Origin of the sequence: Clostridium paridis (genome assembly GCF_016765615.1) — a bacterium.
In the GTDB taxonomy this organism is placed as follows: domain Bacteria; phylum Bacillota; class Clostridia; order Clostridiales; family Clostridiaceae; genus Clostridium_T; species Clostridium_T paridis.
Genome location: NZ_JAESWA010000020.1, coordinates 168,869 through 190,580 on the forward strand (window position 1 = coordinate 168,869; position 21,712 = coordinate 190,580).

Annotated in this window: 22 protein-coding genes and 1 riboswitch; of the genes, 17 read left to right on the top strand and 5 right to left on the bottom strand. The window is 33.3% G+C overall.

Annotation, left to right across the window (positions count from 1 at the left end; all coding sequences use genetic code 11):
- Positions 1–46: 46 nt before the first annotated feature.
- The 4 genes from JK634_RS07260 (at position 47) to JK634_RS07275 (ending at position 3,732) form a co-directional block, all read left to right on the top strand.
- Complete coding sequence (locus tag JK634_RS07260) at positions 47–895, top strand: sialate O-acetylesterase (protein WP_202766976.1); 849 nt, start codon at positions 47–49, stop codon at positions 893–895.
- Between the two features lie 52 nt (positions 896–947).
- Positions 948–1,469 (top strand): PadR family transcriptional regulator, encoded by a 522-nt coding sequence (locus JK634_RS07265; RefSeq protein ID WP_202766977.1) that lies wholly within the window; start codon positions 948–950, stop codon positions 1,467–1,469.
- A gap of 158 nt (positions 1,470–1,627) precedes the next feature.
- Complete coding sequence (locus JK634_RS07270) at positions 1,628–2,485, top strand: RCC1 domain-containing protein (RefSeq protein WP_202766978.1); 858 nt, start codon at positions 1,628–1,630, stop codon at positions 2,483–2,485.
- 122 nt (positions 2,486–2,607) lie between these two features.
- Positions 2,608–3,732, top strand: a complete 1,125-nt coding sequence (locus tag JK634_RS07275; RefSeq protein WP_202766979.1) for a radical SAM protein — start codon at positions 2,608–2,610, stop codon at positions 3,730–3,732.
- A 69-nt stretch (positions 3,733–3,801) separates the two neighbouring features.
- On the opposite strand, the gene JK634_RS07280 is transcribed toward JK634_RS07275, so the two are convergent.
- Complete coding sequence (locus JK634_RS07280; RefSeq protein WP_202766980.1) at positions 3,802–4,851, bottom strand: hypothetical protein; 1,050 nt, start codon at positions 4,849–4,851, stop codon at positions 3,802–3,804.
- A 292-nt stretch (positions 4,852–5,143) separates the two neighbouring features.
- On the opposite strand from JK634_RS07280, the gene JK634_RS20425 reads away from it, so the two are divergent.
- The 5 genes from JK634_RS20425 to JK634_RS07300 all read left to right on the top strand — a co-directional run bounded on the left by JK634_RS20425 (position 5,144) and on the right by JK634_RS07300 (position 11,329).
- On the top strand, positions 5,144–5,434 hold the full coding sequence (locus JK634_RS20425; protein WP_243425574.1) for a hypothetical protein: 291 nt from the start codon (positions 5,144–5,146) through the stop codon (positions 5,432–5,434).
- Positions 5,413–6,516 carry a WD40/YVTN/BNR-like repeat-containing protein gene (locus JK634_RS07285; RefSeq protein WP_243425575.1) on the top strand — a complete coding sequence of 368 codons (1,104 nt, stop codon included), beginning with the start codon at positions 5,413–5,415 and terminating at the stop codon, positions 6,514–6,516. The genes JK634_RS20425 and JK634_RS07285 overlap by 22 nt, the downstream gene beginning before the upstream one ends.
- Positions 6,517–6,740: 224 nt before the next feature.
- Positions 6,741–9,344: a phosphoenolpyruvate synthase gene (gene ppsA / locus JK634_RS07290; protein ID WP_202766981.1), complete on the top strand. Its 2,604-nt coding sequence runs from the start codon at positions 6,741–6,743 to the stop codon at positions 9,342–9,344.
- Between the two features lie 384 nt (positions 9,345–9,728).
- The gene (locus tag JK634_RS07295) at positions 9,729–10,613 is read left to right on the top strand and encodes a Vgb family protein (protein ID WP_202766982.1); all 885 of its coding nucleotides are present in this window, start codon (positions 9,729–9,731) and stop codon (positions 10,611–10,613) included.
- Positions 10,614–10,687: 74 nt separating this feature from the next.
- Positions 10,688–11,329 carry a Vat family streptogramin A O-acetyltransferase gene (locus JK634_RS07300; RefSeq protein WP_202766983.1) on the top strand — a complete coding sequence of 214 codons (642 nt, stop codon included), beginning with the start codon at positions 10,688–10,690 and terminating at the stop codon, positions 11,327–11,329.
- 145 nt (positions 11,330–11,474) lie between these two features.
- Here JK634_RS07300 and JK634_RS07305 read toward each other — a convergent pair whose 3' ends face one another.
- Both JK634_RS07305 and JK634_RS07310 read right to left on the bottom strand, forming a co-directional pair.
- The gene (locus tag JK634_RS07305; protein WP_202766984.1) at positions 11,475–11,939 is read right to left on the bottom strand and encodes a phage tail protein; all 465 of its coding nucleotides are present in this window, start codon (positions 11,937–11,939) and stop codon (positions 11,475–11,477) included.
- A 23-nt stretch (positions 11,940–11,962) separates the two neighbouring features.
- Positions 11,963–12,442, bottom strand: a complete 480-nt coding sequence (locus JK634_RS07310; protein WP_202766985.1) for a GyrI-like domain-containing protein — start codon at positions 12,440–12,442, stop codon at positions 11,963–11,965.
- 111 nt (positions 12,443–12,553) lie between these two features.
- Here JK634_RS07310 and JK634_RS07315 point away from each other — a divergent pair, with 111 nt between their 5' ends.
- The 3 genes from JK634_RS07315 (at position 12,554) to JK634_RS07325 (ending at position 14,736) form a co-directional block, all read left to right on the top strand.
- Positions 12,554–13,516, top strand: coding sequence for a helix-turn-helix transcriptional regulator (locus tag JK634_RS07315; protein WP_202766986.1), 963 nt, complete (start codon positions 12,554–12,556; stop codon positions 13,514–13,516).
- Positions 13,517–13,547: 31 nt separating this feature from the next.
- Entirely contained in the window at positions 13,548–14,105 is a 558-nt protein-coding gene (locus JK634_RS07320) for a GNAT family N-acetyltransferase (RefSeq protein ID WP_202766987.1), read from the top strand.
- A gap of 64 nt (positions 14,106–14,169) precedes the next feature.
- Positions 14,170–14,736 carry a DUF4256 domain-containing protein gene (locus JK634_RS07325; RefSeq protein ID WP_202766988.1) on the top strand — a complete coding sequence of 189 codons (567 nt, stop codon included), beginning with the start codon at positions 14,170–14,172 and terminating at the stop codon, positions 14,734–14,736.
- 191 nt (positions 14,737–14,927) lie between these two features.
- On the opposite strand, the gene JK634_RS07330 is transcribed toward JK634_RS07325, so the two are convergent.
- Positions 14,928–15,818 (bottom strand): multicopper oxidase family protein, encoded by an 891-nt coding sequence (locus JK634_RS07330; protein WP_202766989.1) that lies wholly within the window; start codon positions 15,816–15,818, stop codon positions 14,928–14,930.
- Positions 15,819–16,009: 191 nt separating this feature from the next.
- On the opposite strand from JK634_RS07330, the gene JK634_RS07335 reads away from it, so the two are divergent.
- Together JK634_RS07335 and JK634_RS07340 are read left to right on the top strand one after the other, a co-directional pair.
- Complete coding sequence (locus tag JK634_RS07335; protein WP_202766990.1) at positions 16,010–16,708, top strand: MerR family transcriptional regulator; 699 nt, start codon at positions 16,010–16,012, stop codon at positions 16,706–16,708.
- A gap of 21 nt (positions 16,709–16,729) precedes the next feature.
- Positions 16,730–17,407 carry a DUF6273 domain-containing protein gene (locus tag JK634_RS07340; RefSeq protein WP_202766991.1) on the top strand — a complete coding sequence of 226 codons (678 nt, stop codon included), beginning with the start codon at positions 16,730–16,732 and terminating at the stop codon, positions 17,405–17,407.
- Between the two features lie 66 nt (positions 17,408–17,473).
- Here the strand turns inward: JK634_RS07340 and JK634_RS07345 are convergent, their stop codons facing one another.
- Positions 17,474–18,325 (bottom strand): patatin-like phospholipase family protein, encoded by an 852-nt coding sequence (locus tag JK634_RS07345; RefSeq protein WP_202766992.1) that lies wholly within the window; start codon positions 18,323–18,325, stop codon positions 17,474–17,476.
- A gap of 105 nt (positions 18,326–18,430) precedes the next feature.
- Between JK634_RS07345 and JK634_RS07350 the strand changes: the two genes are divergently transcribed.
- The 3 genes from JK634_RS07350 (at position 18,431) to JK634_RS07360 (ending at position 21,548) form a co-directional block, all read left to right on the top strand.
- Positions 18,431–18,799: a MerR family transcriptional regulator gene (locus JK634_RS07350; RefSeq protein ID WP_202766993.1), complete on the top strand. Its 369-nt coding sequence runs from the start codon at positions 18,431–18,433 to the stop codon at positions 18,797–18,799.
- A 5-nt stretch (positions 18,800–18,804) separates the two neighbouring features.
- Positions 18,805–19,641, top strand: coding sequence for a polysaccharide deacetylase family protein (locus JK634_RS07355; protein ID WP_202766994.1), 837 nt, complete (start codon positions 18,805–18,807; stop codon positions 19,639–19,641).
- Between the two features lie 186 nt (positions 19,642–19,827).
- Positions 19,828–19,930, top strand: a riboswitch (purine riboswitch).
- 127 nt (positions 19,931–20,057) lie between these two features.
- Positions 20,058–21,548 carry an NCS2 family permease gene (locus JK634_RS07360; protein WP_202766995.1) on the top strand — a complete coding sequence of 497 codons (1,491 nt, stop codon included), beginning with the start codon at positions 20,058–20,060 and terminating at the stop codon, positions 21,546–21,548.
- Positions 21,549–21,712 lie beyond the last annotated feature (164 nt).

The following is a 21,712-nucleotide window of genomic DNA, read 5'->3' on the forward strand; positions in this document are numbered from 1 at the left end:
TAACATTTCCTCGTAAATATTAAATCACAAAGAAAGGATGAAAAAAATGGTTAAATCATTTTTAATGTTAGGACAATCAAATATGGCTGGAAGAGGGTTTATTGACGAAGTAACCCCAATTTATAATGAAAGAATACAAATGTTACGTAATGGTAGATGGCAAATGATGACTGAGCCAATCAATTATGATCGTCCTGTTTCTGGAGTAAGTCTAGCAGGTTCATTTGCAGATGCATGGTGTCGTCAAAATCAAGAAGAGGTTATAGGCTTAATTCCTTGTGCTGAAGGTGGAAGCACTTTAGATGAGTGGGCAATAGACGGAATGCTTTTTAGACATGCAATAGCTGAGGCCAAGTTTGCTATGGAAAGTAGTGAATTAACAGGAATTCTATGGCATCAAGGAGAAAGTGATAGTCTTAATGGAAACTACAAAGTATATTATAAAAAGTTACTTGTAATTATTCAGACTCTTAGAAATGAGTTGAACGCACCTGACATTCCAATTATTATTGGTGGGTTAGGAGACTTTTTAGGGAAAGAAGGATTCGGGAAAAGCTGCACTGAATATAATTTCATAAATGAAGAGTTACAGAAGTTTGCCTTTGAACAAGATAATTGTTATTTTGTAACAGCAGAAGGATTAACATCTAATCCTGATGGTATACATATAGATGCAATTTCTCAAAGAAAATTTGGGTTAAGATATTTTGATGCCTTTTCTAAAAGACAACATGTACTTAAGCCGTTAATTGATGAAAATGAACTTATAAATATAAATGATTCTAGAACACATACCAAAACAGAAAAGATATATATAGAAAGTATGAATTTTGCATTAGGAAAAACATCATATGATGAATTCATGTCTCAAGTTATGCAAATTAACAATGATTAAATCTTATAGCTATTAATATAATTTTAACTGAGAGCATAAAGGAGATGTTTATTTGATACCATTACTAATTTTAGGCTTATTAAAACAAAACCCAGGTTCTTACGGATACGAATTATTAGCCTTAATGGAAGAGAGACACTATAAATATATAGTAAACTTCACTAAAGGATCATTCTATTATAATCTTCAACAATTAGAAGAAAAGCAATTAATTAAAAGAGTTGACCAATTAGATAACTCTAGAGAGACACGCAATTATGTTATCACTGAACTCGGGGATAAAGAATTTGAAAAATTGATGTATAAGTATGGATCTAAGACAGATTATATAAATTTATCTTTTTATGCAGCGATGTTATTTGCTAATGAATATAAGAGAGAAGAAATAACAAAACTAATAGAAACACAAATAGAACAAACTAAAAAGAAAATCTCTTTATTGGAACAATCTATTAAACATAATGATACCGTGCCTACTTATTTTAGAAAGATGCTAGAAAATTCGCTTTCTCATCATATAGTAAATGTTGAGTGGTTTGAAGAGCTGCTAAAAGATATAAGAAATGAAAATTAAATTAATGTGTATTTTATATTCCCTCAGACTAAAATTTGGGGGAATTTTGAATTGTATTTATAAACCCTCCATTATCGCACCAGTGTTTTAGTTGCATGCTATACTGAAAACAAGGGATACATAGCCCTATGAGAGGAAAAGTTTAAAGAGGTGTAATTATGGAGAATATGAAAAATAGATATATAGGAAATAGAATAACTGCAGGTCGCCGTCATACAGTGGTTATTAAATCAGATGGCACTGTGATTGCAGTTGGAGATAATAAATTTGGACAATGTGATGTAAGTGAATGGCATAATATTGTAGCCATAGCAGCTAGTAATGTTCATATGGCGACAAACACAGGTAATGCTCATACAATTGGTCTTAAATCTGACGGTACAGTGATTGCTGTTGGCTGGAATAAGTATGGTCAATGCGATGTAAGCAGCTGGCGAGATATTGTGGCAGTTGCCACTGGCTGGCGTCGTACTATAGGACTTAAATTGGATGGTACTGTAGTTGCAGTAGGGCGAAATACTGAAGGGCAATGTAATGTAAATGATTGGAGTGATATTGTGGCAGTTGCGGCAGGTGACTGGCATACTTTAGGTCTTAAAGATTATGGCACAGTTACGGCTGTAGGAAATAACAGATATGGACAATGCAATGTAGGTGATTGGCATGATATAGTAGCAGTTAGGGCTGGTTACATTCATACTGTTGGGCTTAAATCGGATGGTACTGTTGTTGCGGTGGGCAGAAATAGTGAAGGTCAATGTGACATAAGTAATTGGAGTGATATAGTGGCCATCGCAGTTGGGAGTAGTCATACAATTGGTCTTAGATCTGATGGTACTGTGGAGGCTGTGGGGTGGAATGAGTATGGCCAGTGCAATGTAAGTAACTGGTGTGATATTATTGCAGTTGCTGCAGGTTGTGCTCATACTGTAGGTCTTAAATCCGATGGGACACTGGTTGCAGTAGGTGATAACGAATATGGCCAATGTGATGTAAATGACTGGAGCTGCATTTAAGTGCCGTATGTTATATAAATTAATACTCTAGCTTGAAATAAATTGATTTATAGAGGTGTCGACTATATAATAAGTTGAGTAGCATGTGTTTGTAAGTAGGCACTGCAAGAGGAGGATAAGTTATGAAGATATCAAAGAAAGATGCTTTAATGTGGTTTGAATTTTTTTCAATGCTACCAGAAGATGAGGAGCCAATGATAAAACAGCAAGAAATCATTTATGCTACCTTTGCACAAATTGAAGCAGCTATTGACCATAGAAATGATATGTTAATGTCAGAAATTAAGAATTTAAAAACTTTAGAGAATAGAACATTTTTTGTAGGAGAGGAAAGTAATTTTCCAAGGGGATGTAGTTCTTGTTTGTTTGGAACTGGTTTAAGTGCAATTAGAAAAACTAACAAATGTAATATAGAATGTAAGTTTTGCTACAACTATGGAGAACTAGATTTTATTCCTCCAATTGGTGAAGGTATGTGGCAAATTGGGGACACAAAATTTTATGAGAAGGATATTGATCTACTTCTTTCCATCCATAAAAAACCTACTGGTGTAGCTTATGTTTATTTAGAACCATTTATGGAAATTGAAAAATACTACTCCGTAGTAAAGAAATTTAGTGATGCTAAGATTCATCAACATTTATATACAAATGGTATTTTAGCTACAGAAGAGACACTTAAAGCATTAGGTGAAGCTGGTCTTGATGAGATACGTTTTAATCTGGGGGCTTCTAAGTGCTCAGACAAAGTTATTGAAAATATCAGAATAGCTAAAAAATATATTAAAAAAGTGGGTATTGAAACTCCAATGACGCCTGAGTTTTTTGAAGCCTTCTTTGAGAAAAAGCAAGCAATCTTAGATACTAAGCTAGATTTTATAAATTGTGCAGAATTACATTTGAATGAGAATAACATAGACAATTATTTTGGGGAAAATATGTATATCTCAAGACAGGGTTACATATCTCCAACCTGGAGCAGAGAACTAACTCTGAAGTTTATGAAAATAGCTGATGATGAAAAGTGGGATTTAGTAGTTCATGATTGTTCAAATCATACAAAATTTGCGAGAGATTTAAATTTAAGCAGCAAAGAGGGTAAGTGGTTCGGAGCAAGTAGTTATGGCTGTGAGTTTTCAAAAATTCCATATGAAGTATTTTTACCAATACTACGTGATGAAGAGTTTAAATTTTTAAGTGAAGAAGAATTGCCTAGTGGATATAAACCTGGAGAGCTTATTTTCTAAAAAGGCTTTTCATTACAAAGTGAGGAATTTTAATAAAATTCCTCACTTTTTTATTATTCTGTAAATATTCTAGGAATAAGAGTATTTATTCATGTCATTTTTATTCTTGCAATCACAAGAACATGAATTAAAATAGAGAGGATCCACATATTTGCCGCATGGGTAGTATTCTCTCATGACTTCTGGTGGAACAATTTGACCCTCTGGTACATCTTTTGCTGTATAAGGGAAACTTGAGGATACCTGATTGTTTCTGTAGAAAAGGGTAAGTGGAACTAAAGGTAAATTACTGGCATCAACCCAAGTGAAGCCATTTTCAGTTGTTACACAAGATGGACGTTGAGCTCCAAAACTTATAACAAGATTGACGTATCCCTGTCTATCTATAGTAGTCTGAAAGTCACCAAGGGTAGAAAGACCTAATAAGCCCACTCGTGTTATAAAAGACATACTCCAGTATCGCATATCCTCATTTCCTAAGATACCCATATTATGATAGGTGTTGGGAAATGTTGGAGCTTTCCAGCGAATAAATAGCAGCTTACCTGGATCCCTTTTAATTTGATAGGAGAGTATATAGACTGTATTTAGATCAGGTTGTAAAAGCCTTGTTGCTATGACACCTATACGACTCCAGATTAAATCACAGTTTTGTTCAGCTATATCATTACAACTTTGGAATAAAGAATCCTTGCAAAATACATATGCTGGGTTTTGTAGATTCTTAGTTTGAGTAGTTTGAGCAAAAGTATCGGAAAAAATTGTATTTCTGCAATACTTTTTCGCAGCACAGTAGGTGATTTTAGGAAGTCCAACACCACCTGTCTTATCATAGCCAATGCTAGGAACATAAATTCGAATTCCAATAAATCCAACTTTATTGGGTGTGCCATCTTTTAAAGTTCCTGCATAAAAGGTGTTGTTTCCTGCCTCTGGAACAAAATGTTCGGAGCCTTGAGGTGGGGGATTAGAACTGATTTTTATAGTGTAATTACGATTTTCTGCATTCCAATTAGCCCCCGGTAAAAAAGGATTAGTACTTCCGGGATCAGGAATCAACGCTTTATCAGGAGCAGTAGCTATTACATTGTCCAGTTGACCAGCTAAAGTAAAAGACATATATCTTGCATAGGGGAATTGCCCTTTGATAACAATCTCAATATCGGGATCTACTTCATATGGAAAGATATGGTAAGTTGCGTTGAAGTCACCCAACATTAATAAAGAATTACTAGGTTGGTTAATCCATCTTTGCATAAAAAACACTCCTCAAAATAATATCTTTTTGCTATATAATATGTAAAGATTGAGGGTTTGTGATTTAAAGAGAAGGTGACATCATAAAATACTGCAAGATGGGTGTGCATAAAAAGAAAAAATAAATGTCTGTATTTCATTAGGCTAGAGTATAATGATAGTTAAGATAGTTCTTAAGGAGAATAGATACGTGTTTATAGATAATATTAAAGAACAAAAAAAGAAAATATTTAAGATATGGGCAATGATTTTTATAATTACTTTAATTCTATTTGCTTGCTATTTCGGTTATTATAAGTACCAGCAAAGTAAGATTAAGTTTCAATCGCCAGAAGGCTTTAATGTTGAAGTTAATTCCAAGGATCTTACTATAGTGGGAAAAAGTGGCTTGAAGCATATACGGAACAATATAGAGGGAAATATGTGCCTAAAGATCAAAAACTAATGGAGTATTCTATTGATGATATTGAAATTAAAGAAACTAATGTAATTCAAGTTGACTTTTCTGTTGTTACAAAGAAGATAGATGAAAGAAGTGCGTATAGTTGGAATGGAATTGTAGAGGCAAATAAAGTTAAAGTTCAATGGGTTTTATGGTTTAATGAAGCAACAAACTCAGATGGAACTATCACTTATACAGTAAATAAATTGCAAAGACCAGCTGGATATGATTTAGAAAGATATCAAGTTAGTGGTGCGAAAGAAAGTGACGAGTATAGAAATGAACACGAAGCTGAAGTTCCCTATGAAGATAAGCAGTATACCTATAAGATAGAAAATAGAATTTTATATGCAAGCTATGACAAGGGAAGTTCATGGAGAAAAGTCCCAATTCCACTAGAAACCTTGGTAGCAGTTGGAGATGGAAGACCTTATTCCAATAAGTTGCAGGAAAAAAGTTATGTAATAACCCCTGAAAAAACTGCCTTTGTCTATGGAGGAACTAGGGAGAATCCGCTTATGATAATTCACTCAGAGGATAGTGGAATCACTTGGAAAACATCTGAAATAAGTAAAACCATAGATAGTGCAAGGGTGAGATTTTGTAGCTTTCCAACGGATACAGTAGGCTATGTTATTGCAACAAACGGAAGGACTATGTCTCAAGAAGGGCAAATAATCTATAAAACAACAAATGGAGGCGACACATGGAAAGAGGTGGGGGATGGTCCTAGCACCTGGCTTTTGCAGTCAGCAGGTTTTGTAGATGAAAATATAGGCTTTATGTGTTATCCAAAGGTGGAAGGAGCAGTGACCAATTTTTATAGAACACAAGATGGAGGTAAAACTTTCGAGCCAATAAAGCTACCTGTTCATAGTGAAGAATGGAATGGTGTCACCCTAGAGCCTTTTATTCAACCAGAGACTCCTTATGTTGAAAATGGACAATTGTTTCTTTTGGTAGGACAGGGGGAACAAGGTGATTTCAAAGGTGGGAATGTTATGGCAAAATATAAATCAGAGGATAGGGGAGCAACTTGGAGTTTTGTGGAATTGGTGGAACCACCATCTAAAGAAATAGGGTAGTGAAAGTAAATATTTTATATTCCCTCAGACTAAAAGTTTGGGGGAATTTTTATTTAAGGAGTGTAAATTTTGCAGTTAACTACTCCTCCCAGTTTAATTATATCATATGCAATTTTTAAATAACAGGCTTATAATTTCTTCTTATTTGGGATAGTATAGGAGCAGATATCACTTCACAGAGAACTGCATCACCCATACCTATAAGAGTAGGAAGGAGAATATGTATGAATTCATATGTGCTTAGCTTTAAGGAAATTGATAAAACAAAGCTATCCCTGGCGGGAGGTAAAGGAGCAAATCTAGGGGAATTATCCAAAGTTAAAGGAATTCTAGTCCCAGAAGGGTTTTGTGTTACTACAGAAGCTTATAAAAAAGTGACTGAAAATAATCAGGAATTCAACAGGCTATTAGATGAATTATCTCAGCTTAGAATAAAAGATAGAGAAAAGATTAAAGAAATTAGTAAGAAAGTTCGCATGGTTATAGAAGAAATATCTATTCCTAAGGAGTTAGTGCAAGAGATAGAGATTTATATCACAAAGTTTGGAGCAAATGATGCTTATGCCGTGCGTTCTAGTGCAACAGCAGAAGATCTGCCTACTGCATCTTTTGCAGGTCAGCAGGATACGTATTTGAATATTATCGGAAAAGATGAAATTTTAAAGCATATAAGCAAGTGCTGGGCATCGCTATTTACTGAAAGAGCAGTAACTTATCGCATCCAAAATAGTTTTGATCATAGTAAAGTTCAACTGTCCGTAGTTGTTCAGAAGATGGTTTTCCCAAGGGCTTCAGGAATTTTATTTACTGCTGATCCAGTAACTTCTAATAGGAGGGTTATATCTATCGATGCCAGCTTCGGACTTGGTGAGGCATTGGTCTCAGGCCTAGTGAATGCTGATAATTATAAAGTGAGTAACGGCAGCATTATTGATAAGAAGGTATCCACCAAGAAGTTAGGGATTTATGCCTTAAAGGATGGTGGTACGGAAGAACAGGAGATTGAACCTGAGAAGCAAAATATGCAAGTGTTAACTGGTGAACAGATTTTACAGCTAGAGTTCATAGGTAGAAAAATAGAGGAATATTTTGGAAACTCTCAAGATATAGAATGGTGTTTGGCTCAAGATACATTTTATATAGTTCAAAGTCGTCCAATAACCACTTTGTATCCTATACCAGAAGCAATGGATAAGGAAAAACATGTGTACTTATCTGTTGGCCATCAACAAATGATGACAGACCCATTGAAACCATTAGGAATGTCCATATATGAGTTAATATCTATGGGACATAGGTTTAAAGCAGGAGGAAGAATGTTTGTTGATGTTACCCAAATGCTAGCCTCACCTGAGAGTAGAAAAATTTTATTGAATAATATGGGACAACACGATCCACTTATGAAAGATGCACTTGCTACCATAATAGAGCGAGACTATATAAAATCCATACCCAATGATAAAGAAAAACAGAATCCTGGTAAAAGTGTTCCGCCTTCAGATTCGAATACACAAATGGAAAGTAATCCAGAGATTGTTTCAGAGTTGATTAGAAGTACTCAAGAGTCTATAGAAGAATTAAAGAAAAACATCCAAACCAAATCAGGATTGGATTTATTTAATTTTATTTTAGAAGATATTAATGAATTAAAGAGAATTTTATTTAATCCACAAAGTACAGCTGTATTTATGGCTGCAATAAATGCTTCATATTGGATTAATGAAAAAATGAATGAGTGGTTAGGCGAAAAAAACGTAGCAGACATACTTTCTCAATCTGTACCAAACAACATTACTTCAGAAATGGGACTGGCGCTAATGGATGTAGCGGATGTGATTCGCCCGTACCCAGAAATAATTAATTATTTAAAGAATGAAAAGAATGATAACTTTTTAGCTGAATTGGCTAAGTTTAATGGCGGACGGGAAACTAAAGAAGCAATCTTATCATATCTAAACAAATACGGAATGCGATGCAGTGGGGAAATCGATATTACTAAACTTAGATGGAGTGAAAAACCAATTACTTTAGTTCCTATGATTCTTAATAATATAAAAAACTTTGAGCCAAATGCCAGCAGCAGAAAATTTGATCAAGGAAGGCAGGAAGCCTTAAAAAAAGAACAAGAGTTATTAGAAAGATTGAAAGAATTACCTGATGGTGAGCAAAAGGTAAAAGAGACAAAACGAATGATTGACTTAATGAGAAACTTCATAGGTTATCGTGAGTATCCAAAGTATGGTATGGTAAATCGTTTCTTCATCTATAAACAGGCTTTACTTAAAGAAGCTGAAAAGCTTGTACAGAAAAACATTATTCATGAAAAAGAAGATATATATTATCTAACTTTTGATGAGTTTCAGGAAGTGGTACGTACAAATAAACTAGATTATCTGATTATAGACATGCGAAAAGAAGAGCACAAATTATATGAAAAATTGACTCCTCCAAGAGTTATCACTTCTGATGGTGAAATTGGTATAGGTAAGTACAAACGAGAGAACATCCCAGAGGATGCTATGTCAGGTTTGCCTGTTTCTTCTGGGGTTATAGAGGGCAGAGCACGTGTTATTTTAAATATGGAAGAGGCTGATTTAGAAGAGGGAGATATATTAGTTACCGCCTTTACTGATCCTAGTTGGACGCCACTCTTTGTAGCTATAAAAGGTCTAGTAACTGAAGTTGGGGGACTTATGACTCATGGAGCAGTTATAGCACGTGAATATGGTCTGCCAGCAGTTGTGGGAGTAGAAAATGCTACCAAGCTGATAAAAGATGGGCAGAGAATTCGAGTACATGGAACAGAAGGGTATGTAGAATTTCTATAAGAAATTGATAGTATACTTGACTTATATTATTTAAAAAGCATATAATCTACATGCATTGAAAAATAAGATATTATGAGGTGATTAGTTAAAATGATTATATAATTTTATCCAAGTTATAGGAATTAAAGTAGTATAGAGAGAACTTTGCATATTCGTAATTGTATGGATATGTTAGTTTGTGCTTCACTAAGCTACTATAAGTTTTGGATAGAATTATAATTGTGTCATATTTAACTTATATTTATAGATTACTCATAAACTGTTCTTATTTTAGAATAGTTATTTTGTGTTAAACTTATATATGATGATGATTATAACCTTTCCGAAACTTTATAGTTAGGAAAGGTTTTTTTATTTTGATAAGAATGAAAGGATGATGAATAGATGAATATAAAGATAAATGAGTATAACCTACCAAAGGAGAAATCAGGTCCATATGGAATTACAGTAGGATTCGATAAGGCGATGTGGTTTACACAAAATTCAGGTAACAGAATAGGAAGAATATCAGTAAATGGTGAAATAATTGAATACACAGTTCCGACCTTAGATGCAGGAATTTCGATTATAGCAAGTGGAACTGACGGAAATCTATGGTTTACAGAGTATAAGGCTAATAAGGTAGGCAAAATTACAATGGAAGGGAAAATTACAGAATATGATATTCCTACTTTAAATGCAGGTCCGTATGGAATAGCATTAGGAGCAGATGGGGCAATGTGGTTTACTGAGATTACTGGTAATAAGATTGGAAGGATTACGGAGAGTGGGGAGATTACAGAATATGATTTACCTGTTCAAGGATCATTTCCTTCAATGATTATAATTGGACCAGATAAAGCACTTTGGTTTACTGAGAATCAAGGTAATAAAATAGGTAAAATCACCTTGTCCGGGGATATAACAGAATTCGTTATTCCAACGAAAGCATCTGGACCAGTAGGAATTTGTGCAGATAGTGACGATGCTCTTTGGTTTGTTGAAATAATGGGTAACAAAATAGGGAGAATTACTACATTAGGGGAAATTGTTGAATATAACATACCAACAGAAAATGCTAAGCCACACGCAATAATACCTGGTATAGATGGAGAACTGTGGTTTACTGAATGGGGAAGTAATCAAATTGGGAGGGTTACAGCTTGTGGAAAAATCGTAGAATATGAAATTCCTACACCAGGTTCAGAACCACATGGCCTTGCTCTTGGATTAGACGGAGCAATATGGTTTGCAGAAGAGTCAAATAAAATTGGACAATTAATTTACTAAAGACCCAATAAACCACATGTAAAGGTGTGAACTTATTATGCAGAAAATAAAAAGCAAAAAGGAGGTAGTATTCAATGGTAGGGCCAGATAAGAGACAACTTTATCCCAATACTAATATAAATACAGTTTGTTATATAAGTAATCTACCTAAAAAACCTAATGTTGAGATTGGAGAATATACTTATTATAGTGATAATAAGAAATCTCCGGAGAGGTTTTATGATAACATAGAGCACCATTATGAATTTTTGGGGGATAAACTTATAATAGGAAAGTTTTGTGCAATAGCAGAAGGTGTTAGATTTATCATGAACGGAGCAAACCACAGAATGGATGGGATTACAAGTTATCCATTTAATATTTTTGGAGGTGGTTGGGAAAAAGTTACTCCAAAAATAGAACAGCTTCCGTTTAAGGGTGATACTTTGATCGGTAATGATGTGTGGATAGGTCAAAATGTAACTATAATGCCAGGAATAAAGATTGGTGACGGAGCAATAATTGCTGCCAATTCAACTGTAGTGAAAAATGTTGAGCCGTATACTATTTATGGCGGCAATCCAGCTAAGTATATTAAAAGTCGCTTTAGTGATGAAAAAATTGAATTTTTACTAAAACTTCAATGGTGGAATTGGGATGAAGAGAAGATATTTAACAATCTTGAAAAGCTAGTATCAGAGTATGGCTTAGATCAATTAATGATAGAATATATATAAGCTATAACCAATTCATAATTAAGGAAGAATGTAGCTTTAATAGAGAGAGAATAACTAATAGTGCCAGACTCATAATTTATGAGCCTGGCACTATTATGTAGAAATAAAAAATTGATTGATACTTTAGCTAGTGGAAAAGGTTATTTTAGTATTCTCCTTTAATTACAAAAAATGAACCTCTAATTGTTCCAGCTAGTTTTGATTTTTGTCTAGCAAACTTAAAATTCCCTTCTAGTTCCTTTGGTACATCCATACCCTCAGAAAGCTTCAAACCAACGGCACGTTTTTTAGAGTCATCAACAGTATACATAACATTAATTGAAAGACCATCCTCATAAAAAACATAGGCAATTTTGATATTTTCTACTTGAAAGCGTGATGTTTCTAAAGGCTTTGCTGAAAACTCAATATCACGTTCTTTTTTCAAAATTTGGTTCACATAATCAAGAGTATCTTGGCTTTCGCTAGCAGGTACAACTGTAAATTCATGTTTGTATTTGTTCATAAAGTAACGAGCCTCATTAGCACGTAGCCCAGCAAGTGCATCAGCTACAGGTGAAGACTCTAAACCAACTGTAGATACGTTTTTAAAATCAACTACATAAGACATATTTATGCCTCCTTTATTATTATTTATTTTCTAACAACTGGAATCCACATTTCGCCTAAAATTAAGCCATTTTGATGTCCTATCTCAACCATTGCATTTGGTCCTCCGACATAGGCAAAATTCTTTGCTTCTGGCAATACTTCACCAAAGGCTATACCAGTAAGTTTGTTATTCAATTCATCGGAGGTATTTCCTTCACCTTTAACAACAAGGTATTCCCCTTTAGGAAATTGGATAGCACGAGTTTCTTCTGATATTGAAGCATTTGTCATGACTCCAGCATAGTACATCAATTTGTTATTAACTGCTTCGTTCACAGTAAAGATGTAGTCATTTATTGCTATGGTTTTTAAAGATTCAAGTCTTCCATCTTCGCTGACTAATTTCCAAAAGTCTGACTTTTCCTTGTTTAATCCAGCAAAGTCTGTGTAATGACTCTTAAGTTCAGTTCCAACCCCCAAAACTACAAAGTCTTCTTTTTCTTCTATTATATAATCTGCCATATTTCAAACCTTCCTTTTTTTATAATTAATCAAATGAAATTGTAATATTCACTTGATGAGTATATAATAATCTTAAATTATGTCAAAAAGTGATACTGTTTAGGAGGCTTTATGAAAAAAGTTGAACGGATTAATATAATCATGAGATATATCAACAACCGTGGACACTTTACAATTTCTGAAATAATGCAAGAATTTAATATATCTCGCTCTACAGCTATTAGAGATATCAAAGAAATTGAGGAAATGGGGATGCCACTTGTAGCTGAAGTTGGAAGGGATGGAGGGTATTTTGTCATGCAAAACTCTGTTCTTCCAGTCGTTCGATTTACTAATAATGAAGTTAAGGCTCTCTTTATTGCCTTTATGGCAACAAGAAATCAACAACTACCATATCTAAAGAGTCGTCAATCCTTAGCTGAAAAATTACTAGGGCTTATTTCAGAAAGTCAGCAAGAGGATATTGTCCTCTTAAATCAAATATTACTTTTTGAAGGGACTAACCCCTATAATCCCGACTTACTTGATCTCTCAGACCTTCCACATCCAATGCTAGAAAAACTCATTCAAGTCCTTCTTCTGGACAGCTATTTGTTAATTACAATAAAAGAAGAGGATATAGTAAAGTCTTATGCAATTTATCTCCTGCACCTTTATCATGAAAATTCTCTTTGGTTAATTGAAGGTTTTGACTTAAAGGAACAAAAGAAGCAGATTTTCCCTGTGGATATTTTAATTGATGTGAGTCCTTATAATGAGAAAAAAAGATTAAGTAGAAAAAAGATTATAGAAAAACTAAGTAAGCAGGAAGAAGTAATTAACCTTATTCTTGAACTTGGTCCAAAAGCTATTACTCAGTTCAAAAAATACCACCCTTTAACTGTTTCAATTTCATATACTAATCCTTACCAAACCACGGCAATTCTAAAGACTTTTATTGATATTAATAAACCTGAAGAGTTAAGTGAAATAATAAATTGGATACTTTTCTTAGGTGAGGATATTAAGGTCAAGGAAATGCCAGAAAAAGTTTTAGAAGTTATACAGGAGAGAGTATGTTTACATTTCTCATAAGTAATCAAACTATTAATTGGAGGCAAAAACAATGAATTTCAATGAAATGAATATTTCAACAGAAAGATTAATATTAAGAGGACTTAGAATTTCTGATGCAGAAGCAATATTTAAATATCGCTCAAATCCACGAATATTTAAATTTCAGAACTGGAAACCAAAAACAATAGAGGAAGTAACAGAGTTTATTAATGAAAAAATTGCAAAGACGCCTAATGTTCCTGGTACATGGTATCAACTTGGTATTTTACTTAAAGAAGCTGATGAGTTAATAGGTGATATAGGTATTCATTTTATAGATAATTTACAGGCTGAAATAGGATTTACCTTATCTCTTGAATATCAGGGTAAAGGGTATGCAACAGAATCTATTATTGGTGCAATAAACTATTTGTTTAATGATTTAAAAAAACATAGAATAATTGCTTCGGTCGACCCGAGAAATATAAAGTCTACAGCGCTGATTGAAAGAATTAAAATGAGAAAAGAAGGCCATTTTAAAAAAAGCATTTGGTTTAATAATGAATGGGCAGACGATGTAATTTATGCAATTTTAGAAGAAGAATGGATTGATCAAAAGAAAAGTTAGAGGTTGTATTTAAAAAAACATTGTTTATAATAGTTTGAAAGCTTAGTTACTAGGAGGTTTAATTATGGAAAATAAAAAAGAAGATTTGTTACCAGAACAACGTAAAGAATTAATCAAAACATTGAAATCCCGTTTTGAGAAAAACATGAATCGTCATAAAGGGGTTGAATGGTCTAAAGTAGAAGAAAAACTAGAAGCTAATATGGAAAAACTGTGGTCACTTAATGAAATGGAAGTAACAGGTGGAGAACCAGATGTCATTGGTCATGATGAGAAGACAGGGGAATACATATTTTATGATTGTTCAGCAGAAAGTCCTAAAGGTCGAAGAAGTGTATGTTACGACCCTGAAGCGTTAGAGTCAAGGAAAGAACATAAACCTAAAAATAGTGCTATTGGTATGGCAACTGATATGGGAATTGAGATTTTAACTGAAGAACAGTATAGGGAACTGCAGAAACTTGGAAATTTTGATTTGAAAACATCTAACTGGGTAAAAACACCTTCTGAGATTAGAAAGCAAGGGGGTGCCATCTTTACTGATTTTCGCTATGATAATGTATTCGTATATCATAATGGTGCAGAGTCGTATTATGGTTCCAGAGGGTTCCGTGGCTCACTAAGGGTCTAAAATTTAACATACAACTGAAGAATATAGTAAATTTAAATAAGCCGATATGAATAAATAGACCATGGAAAAAGGGGAAATAAGTTCTCAATCCATGGTCTTTTTTGAGTAAATTAAAGAGTTATTTGGGTTTACTGCACAATATGTTTATTTGGATGTATGCAAAAACAAAAAGTTATGATTCAAGGGAAATATTATTTATACACTAAGGTTGTGAACATGCCACCAGTTCCATTAGTAAAGTTGTTAGAGACATGATGGGCAATGTGGCAATGGAAAGGCCAAACTCCGGGATTATCTGCTTCAAACAAGACATCCCAAGTTTCCCCTGAGGAAACTAATATTGTATTCTTTAAAATTCTATTATTATCAGCTAGTGGGTTACCATCTGCTTTTTCGACAATGAATTGATGTCCATGAATATGCATTGGGTGATGGTTAATTTGTATTGCACCTAGTCTTAATCGTACAATATCATTAAATTCAACTGGCATAGGCGTTGTTGATGGAAAGCTTTTACCATTAATAGTAAACATATTGAAATCCATAGCAAAAGGCTTAAGATCATATTTTCCAGCACTTACTTCTTTACCTTTGTCTAAACCAACAAGACTCCACTCCTGCATTAGAAGGAGATAATCTTTACTAATATGTCTTTCATAGGGATCAAGTATTATAAAACCACCTAAAAGGCCTAGCATATCTTGTTTTGCCACATTGACATGAGAATGATACATATGTGTTCCAGGTGGGTTAGTTATCCTAAAGTGATAATCAAAATAATGTCCAGGTTCAATCCGTGGTGAAGGTTCTACATCTGGGACACCGTCCATTTTATTAGGAACATCAAGTCCGTGCCAATGAATACTTGTTGCTTCTGGCAGATGATTTATTACACGTATGTTAACATAGTCTCCAGGATAGACTTGAATAGTAGGGCCTGGTATACTTCCGTTATATCCCCATCCTTTAATAAAGACTCCAGGAAGTATTTCTTGATATACGGGTTCAGCTATTAGTTCAAAGAACTTAATACCATTTCTGATAGTGCACTTAAGTGTAGGAATATCCGGTGTAATAACCATGTAATATTTACTCTCCTGCAAATTACTTTATCCTATTATTTTATGTCATATTTATAGAAAAGTGATAAATCGTAATTGTTTCAAATTATCTAATAATTTGAAAATATCAAAACCCTCCACTATCCTGCCAGGGTTTTAGCTGTATGTTATAATGAGAAGGCAATTTGGTTAACCAAAAAGGGAGGTATTCAATGAAAATTTACAGTACTTCTGAAATTGCTAAAATAGTTGGGATGCATCCCAATACTATAATGTTATACGAGAAGTGGGGCTACATAGCGCCTGTTGAAAGAAAAGAAAATGGCTACAGGGTTTATACTGAAACACATCTAGAGCAGATAAAACTAGTGAGAATGGCATTGAAAAGTGATTGGATTAAATATTATATGAGATTTGAAGTTAGAAACATTATAAGAAGTGTAGCTCAAGGTGATTTGAGAAAAGCTCTAGAGTTAAGTAAAGAGTATTTAGCACATATACAAGATGAAAAGAATAATGAATTTAAAGTTATGAAAGTAATTCAGGAAATACTTAAAAGTGATTCACAGGAAGAAAAGAATATTAAATTAAATAGAAATGGTGCTGCAAAACTCATTGGAGTATCAATAAATGTCATTATAAATTGGGAGAGAAATGGACTTATAGAAGTACCTAGGAATAAAAATGGATATCGAGTTTATGGAGAAAATGAAATAAAACTACTTAGAATCATCAAAGTATTAAGGCAGGAAAACTACAGAACTGAGTGCATATGCAGCATGCTTAAAAATCTGAAAACTAAAAGTAAGGAAAATGATTTGATATTATCCTTAATGCCTGAGGCTGAGAGTAATGCAAAGGAATTAATTAGTTATATAGAAGATTTAATAAGTAAGGAACAGAATACTTAATTAAGGAGGGGGAACTGGAACATGAAGACGATGGATAGCATCAGAAATGCAGAATCTGGAGAAATAATTACTTTTGGAACTTATCCTCAAACTGCAGAGGGAACTGATTCAACGCCTATAAGGTGGAGGGTATTACAAAATTCAGGAAGTGAGTTGTTCCTTTTGAGTGAAGATATTTTGGACTGCAAGAGGTATCATGGCAAGTCTGCGGATATTAAGTGGCGTGATTGTGTAGATATAACTTGGAGAGATTGTGACTTGCGTAAATGGTTAAATGATGAATTCTATAACATAGCATTTACATATCAAGAAAAAGAACTTATAAAGAGTACCTATTGCACTTACAACGGAGAAGGTACACCAGACACTGAAGATAAGATTTTTTTACTTAGTGTTAACGAGATACAGGATTTATCAGAAATGCATGGTAAGGAGTTACGACGCGCAGTTGGAACTGACTATGCAAAAAAAGAAAAAGCTGATGGATGCAACTTATATATATATGATAAAACAAATAAAAATAATTATATTATAAGAAATGGAGAAGAAATTGGTTGTTCCTGGTGGTGGCTAAGAACACAAGGTAACAAACCATCTAGAGCATTTTTTATAGGAACAAATTGCAGTGTTCATAGCTATGCAAATAACAGCTCAGCCCGTGATGGTGTACGTCCTGCACTAAAAATTAATCTTACTTAGTATATTTTAAATTCCCTCAAGCTTATGTTTGAGGGAATTTTGTAATTGTAATAACTAATTAAATAATTATAACCAGGTTTTATAAATATCAGCAGCTTCTTTTATTCCTTGATTAAATCCAGCCTTAGCAGATGAGGCTGTATGATTTGGATCATAAGGATTTTTCCCTATTGCTAAAATACTATCTTCATCAGGTACAATAAGAGAAACCTTTGAGCTTTTTTGCATTTCTGAAGCATCTTCACCAACGCTTGGAATTAAACCATACTTTTGAGGCATTGGCGATAAGATTACAATTTTATCATAACCATCAGCTAAACGGGCATTGGTACTTGAAACCATTCCTCCATCAATCCAATCTTTTTCATTAAAAGTTACAAGTGGCCAGATTCCTGGGACAGCACCACTTGCATTTACTACATTTATAAGTGAAGATCCTGAATCTTTATCAAATACATGAAGTTCTCCAGTATCAGCATCAATTGCTGTAACTCTTAATTTTTGTGGCCAAAGAGTTGTGGTAAGCCTTGATTCTACAACTCTCTGACGTGTCTCTTTTGATATATTGGGAGGGTATTTTTTCGCAATGTCTCCAAACATCTGTCCAATCTTTTTTTTATCATCTTTGCCATAACGAAAGGCTTCAGTCCATAGCATCATAATTTCAGGGTTTACTGATGTATTAACTTCTGAGGTATTTGTGGCAAATTGAGAGTCATAAAGTTTTTTAATATCATAACCGCTAGCTAGTGAAGAGCCAACAAATGATCCAGCAGAAGTTCCAATAATAACATCAGCCTCTGATAAATCAATATCTTTTTCTAACAAGGCTGTAATTATCCCAATCTCCCAAGCCATCCCAGTTACTCCTCCACCGCCTAATACTACTGCTCGAGTTTCTTTTTTAGTATTTTCCATCATAATCACTCCATTTACTTTATTAATTTGACTAGTTTAGTTTCTTGGATATAGTATAAACTATGAAGTAATGTTTATAGTCAAGTGAGTTTAAAGAGGTGTTTTATGAAAATAAATGAAGTGTCAAAAAAGACAGGATTAGCTATTTCTACTATTAGATTTTATGAAAAGCAAGGATTGATTTCTGAAAAATATGTTAGTAGGGAGTCAAATAATTATCGTAATTATTCTGAAGATATAATTGAATATTTGTTAATGATAAAAACCGTTCATTCTGTTGGATTTTCTTTGACAGAAATTAAAGAAATACAAAAAAACAATGATAATTCGGTTTCAGTTGATACAAAGATTGAACTTTTACAAAAGAAGATATTAGAAGTGGAGAAGCAGAAAGAAAACCTAATTAAAACTGAGGCTATGTTAAAGAAAATGTTGAAAAATAAATTAAATTCAAAGATTCATATGGAGGATTGAGATAAATGTTAAGAAGAATGATAATATTATTGCTTTGCTCACTATTTGTATTAAGTTTAAGTGCATGTGGTAGTAAAGAAGCAAAAGATAATATAGAGTCTAAGACATCTACAACCGATACTTCAGTTCAAAAGAATGTAGGCAATAATAGTGAAAATACTGAGCAGAAACCAGAAGTGAAAAATAATGTAGATTATAAAGTAACTAAGTTAAGCGCTTCGAAAAGTGATAATAAAATAAAGTACAATATAAAATATCCAGAAATATCAGGATTAAGTGATGAAGGTAAGCAGAAAGAGATTAATGCAATCTTAAAAAATGAGGCCTTGAAAGTATTAAGTTATTATATGGATGCTTTGGGTTCGGTGGAATTAAATGTTGATTATAATATTACTTTGAAAAGTCCTTATATTTTAAGTGTTCAGTATACTGGTTCTGGCTTTGCTAGCAATGCAGCACATCCTAATAGTTTGTTTTATACTACAAACATCAACATGAACACTGGAAATAGACTAAGGTTAAAAGATGTGATAAATATTGATAAGAATTTTGCTAATAAGTTTTTAGAAGGAGGCTTTAAACCATTGCATTCAGAGCATAGTGATGTGCTGAAGCAGCATACTGTTGAAGAAATTCAAGAAGGATTTATGAATGCAGATTCTTTAGATAATATTGGTACTGCCCAGCAGTCTGATACATTTATGTATTTTACAAATGATTCCTTAGGAATCTCAATTAGTACTGGTCATGCGCTAGGAGATCATGCAGAATTTGAAACTAAATATCAGAATATAAAAGATTATATAAAAAGAGATAATGAAATATGGAAGTATTTTATGTAGAATAATTTAGTATGAATTTACTTTGTAGTAATAGGAAAGACTATAATATTATGAATAAAACAAATTAAATATTTTAGGAAATTGGTCTATTCCTTAGTTTACGAATAATTATAAAATTTACGAATAAAAATTAAAATTCCACTTGTAAAGTTCGACAAATTAAACTATAATTTAAGAGGAAAATTTATTAAATAATTGAATAGGTTCGATATATCGCTAACATATATGGGTTAGCAGTTTCTACCGGGTGACCGTAAATTACCCGACTATCGTGAAATTGATTTAGAGTTTGGATTTATAATTTTTATTTATAGTTTGTAATTCAGTTTTGTCGATAGGTTGGAATAGTGTTTCAGCCTATTTTGTTTTTTAATAACGAAATTTCCCAATAAATTATATTTTTAGGAGTTGTAGAAATGGAAAATTTATTTAAGTTAAAGCATTACGGGACTAACGTGCGAACTGAGATCTTCGCAGGTCTTACAACATTCTTTACTATGGCATACATCATTTTCGTTAATCCAAGTATATTGCAATTGGCAGGAACTCCTGACAATCCGTTTAATCCACAAGCTATATTCGTTGCAACAATTATATCAGCAGCAGTTGGAACATTTGTTATGGGCTTTTTCGCTAACGTACCTTATGCACTAGCTCCTGGTATGGGATTAAATGCATTTTTCACCTTTACTGTATGTGGTACTATGGGCTTTAAGTGGCAAGAAGCTTTGGCAATGGTATTTATCTGTGGTGTTGTAAATATAATTATCACAGTTACAGGACTTCGTAAGATAATTATCCGTTCTCTTCCAGCAGTTTTACAAAAGGCTATAGGTGGAGGAATCGGTCTATTCATAGCATATATAGGTGTTAAAGACAGTGGTCTTTTAAAATTTACTTCTGATCCTGGAACATACCTTTTCTTTGGTAAGACTCCAGCAGATGCAACAGTTGTTGCTAATTCATCAGCAGTTCCAGCACTTGTTAACTTTTCAAATCCAGCAGTACAGTTAGCATTATTCGGAATTGTTTTAATACTTATATTAATGGTTTTAAAAGTTAGAGGAGCTATCTTAATTGGTATTGTTTCAGTAACACTACTTACTTTTATCGAAATTTCTTTTGGTGTAAACCCAGGAGTTTTTGGTTTCCATGCAAAAGATTCACATGAGTTCTTCTCATCAGCTAATATATCATTAAGTGGTATAGGAAGCTCTATTGCAGCAGTTAAAGATACATCATTTAAAATGGATTTTGCAGGATTATTTGCTAACAGTGGCAAGTTCTTCTTAGCAATTACAGCAATGATAGCATTTATACTTACAGATATTTTTGATGCACTAGGAACATTTATTGGTACTGGTCGTCGTGCAGGTATCTTTGATGCAGAAGATGAAAAACTTATGCTTGAAGGTAAGGGAATAAAGTCACGTTTAGATAAAGCTTTATTTGCGGACTTAAGTGCAACAATTGTAGGTTCATTCTTTGGAACATCTAACACTACTACTTATGTTGAAAGTTCAGCAGGTATTGCTGCTGGTGGTAGAACAGGTTTAACTTCAGTTGTAACTGCAATTATGTTTGTTGTATGCTTAATATTTGCACCTGTAATTGGAATGATTCCTTCAGTTGCAACAGCACCTGCACTTGTAATTGTTGGTATTCTAATGATGTCATCAATTGGAGAAATTGACTGGAAAGATTTCAGTGTAGCAGCAGTTGCATTCCTAACAATTGCACTTATGCCATTTACTTATAGTATAACAACTGGTATTGCATTTGGATTTATAAGCTTTGTTATTATAAGTATTATTAAGAAAGAAACAAAGAATATACATCCAGTTATTTATATATTTACAGGTCTATTTATATTAAATTTCGTGTTATTAGCAGTTAGAAACCTATAGATTATAATTAAAGGGTTTAAAATAGAGAAGATTTTAGAGTAGTAATTTATATTCTAAAATCTTCTTTTTTTGTGTATTCCTAATTAAATTATGTAACTCCTCTATAAATTGGGTTAATACCCCACAAAAAATAAAACACTTTACGTATTTATAATATTGAGGAA

Bases quoted from the DNA above. Each gene is read 5' to 3' on its own strand.
- JK634_RS07315 (WP_202766986.1), top strand. From the start codon at position 12,554: ATGAAAAAAGTTGAACGGATTAATATAATCATGAGATATATCAACAAC.
- ppsA (WP_202766981.1), top strand. From the start codon at position 6,741: ATGAATTCATATGTGCTTAGCTTTAAGGAAATTGATAAAACAAAGCTA.
- JK634_RS07320 (WP_202766987.1), top strand. From the start codon at position 13,548: ATGAATTTCAATGAAATGAATATTTCAACAGAAAGATTAATATTAAGA.
- JK634_RS07325 (WP_202766988.1), top strand. From the start codon at position 14,170: ATGGAAAATAAAAAAGAAGATTTGTTACCAGAACAACGTAAAGAATTA.
- JK634_RS07305 (WP_202766984.1), bottom strand. From the start codon at position 11,939: ATGTCTTATGTAGTTGATTTTAAAAACGTATCTACAGTTGGTTTAGAG.
- JK634_RS07345 (WP_202766992.1), bottom strand. From the start codon at position 18,325: ATGGAAAATACTAAAAAAGAAACTCGAGCAGTAGTATTAGGCGGTGGA.
- JK634_RS07275 (WP_202766979.1), top strand. From the start codon at position 2,608: ATGAAGATATCAAAGAAAGATGCTTTAATGTGGTTTGAATTTTTTTCA.
- JK634_RS20425 (WP_243425574.1), top strand. From the start codon at position 5,144: ATGATAGTTAAGATAGTTCTTAAGGAGAATAGATACGTGTTTATAGAT.
- JK634_RS07355 (WP_202766994.1), top strand. From the start codon at position 18,805: ATGTTAAGAAGAATGATAATATTATTGCTTTGCTCACTATTTGTATTA.
- JK634_RS07340 (WP_202766991.1), top strand. From the start codon at position 16,730: ATGAAGACGATGGATAGCATCAGAAATGCAGAATCTGGAGAAATAATT.
- JK634_RS07310 (WP_202766985.1), bottom strand. From the start codon at position 12,442: ATGGCAGATTATATAATAGAAGAAAAAGAAGACTTTGTAGTTTTGGGG.
- JK634_RS07360 (WP_202766995.1), top strand. From the start codon at position 20,058: ATGGAAAATTTATTTAAGTTAAAGCATTACGGGACTAACGTGCGAACT.
- JK634_RS07300 (WP_202766983.1), top strand. From the start codon at position 10,688: ATGGTAGGGCCAGATAAGAGACAACTTTATCCCAATACTAATATAAAT.
- JK634_RS07350 (WP_202766993.1), top strand. From the start codon at position 18,431: ATGAAAATAAATGAAGTGTCAAAAAAGACAGGATTAGCTATTTCTACT.
- JK634_RS07270 (WP_202766978.1), top strand. From the start codon at position 1,628: ATGGAGAATATGAAAAATAGATATATAGGAAATAGAATAACTGCAGGT.
- JK634_RS07295 (WP_202766982.1), top strand. From the start codon at position 9,729: ATGAATATAAAGATAAATGAGTATAACCTACCAAAGGAGAAATCAGGT.
- JK634_RS07335 (WP_202766990.1), top strand. From the start codon at position 16,010: ATGAAAATTTACAGTACTTCTGAAATTGCTAAAATAGTTGGGATGCAT.
- JK634_RS07280 (WP_202766980.1), bottom strand. From the start codon at position 4,851: ATGTCTTTTACTTTAGCTGGTCAACTGGACAATGTAATAGCTACTGCT.
- JK634_RS07260 (WP_202766976.1), top strand. From the start codon at position 47: ATGGTTAAATCATTTTTAATGTTAGGACAATCAAATATGGCTGGAAGA.
- JK634_RS07330 (WP_202766989.1), bottom strand. From the start codon at position 15,818: ATGGTTATTACACCGGATATTCCTACACTTAAGTGCACTATCAGAAAT.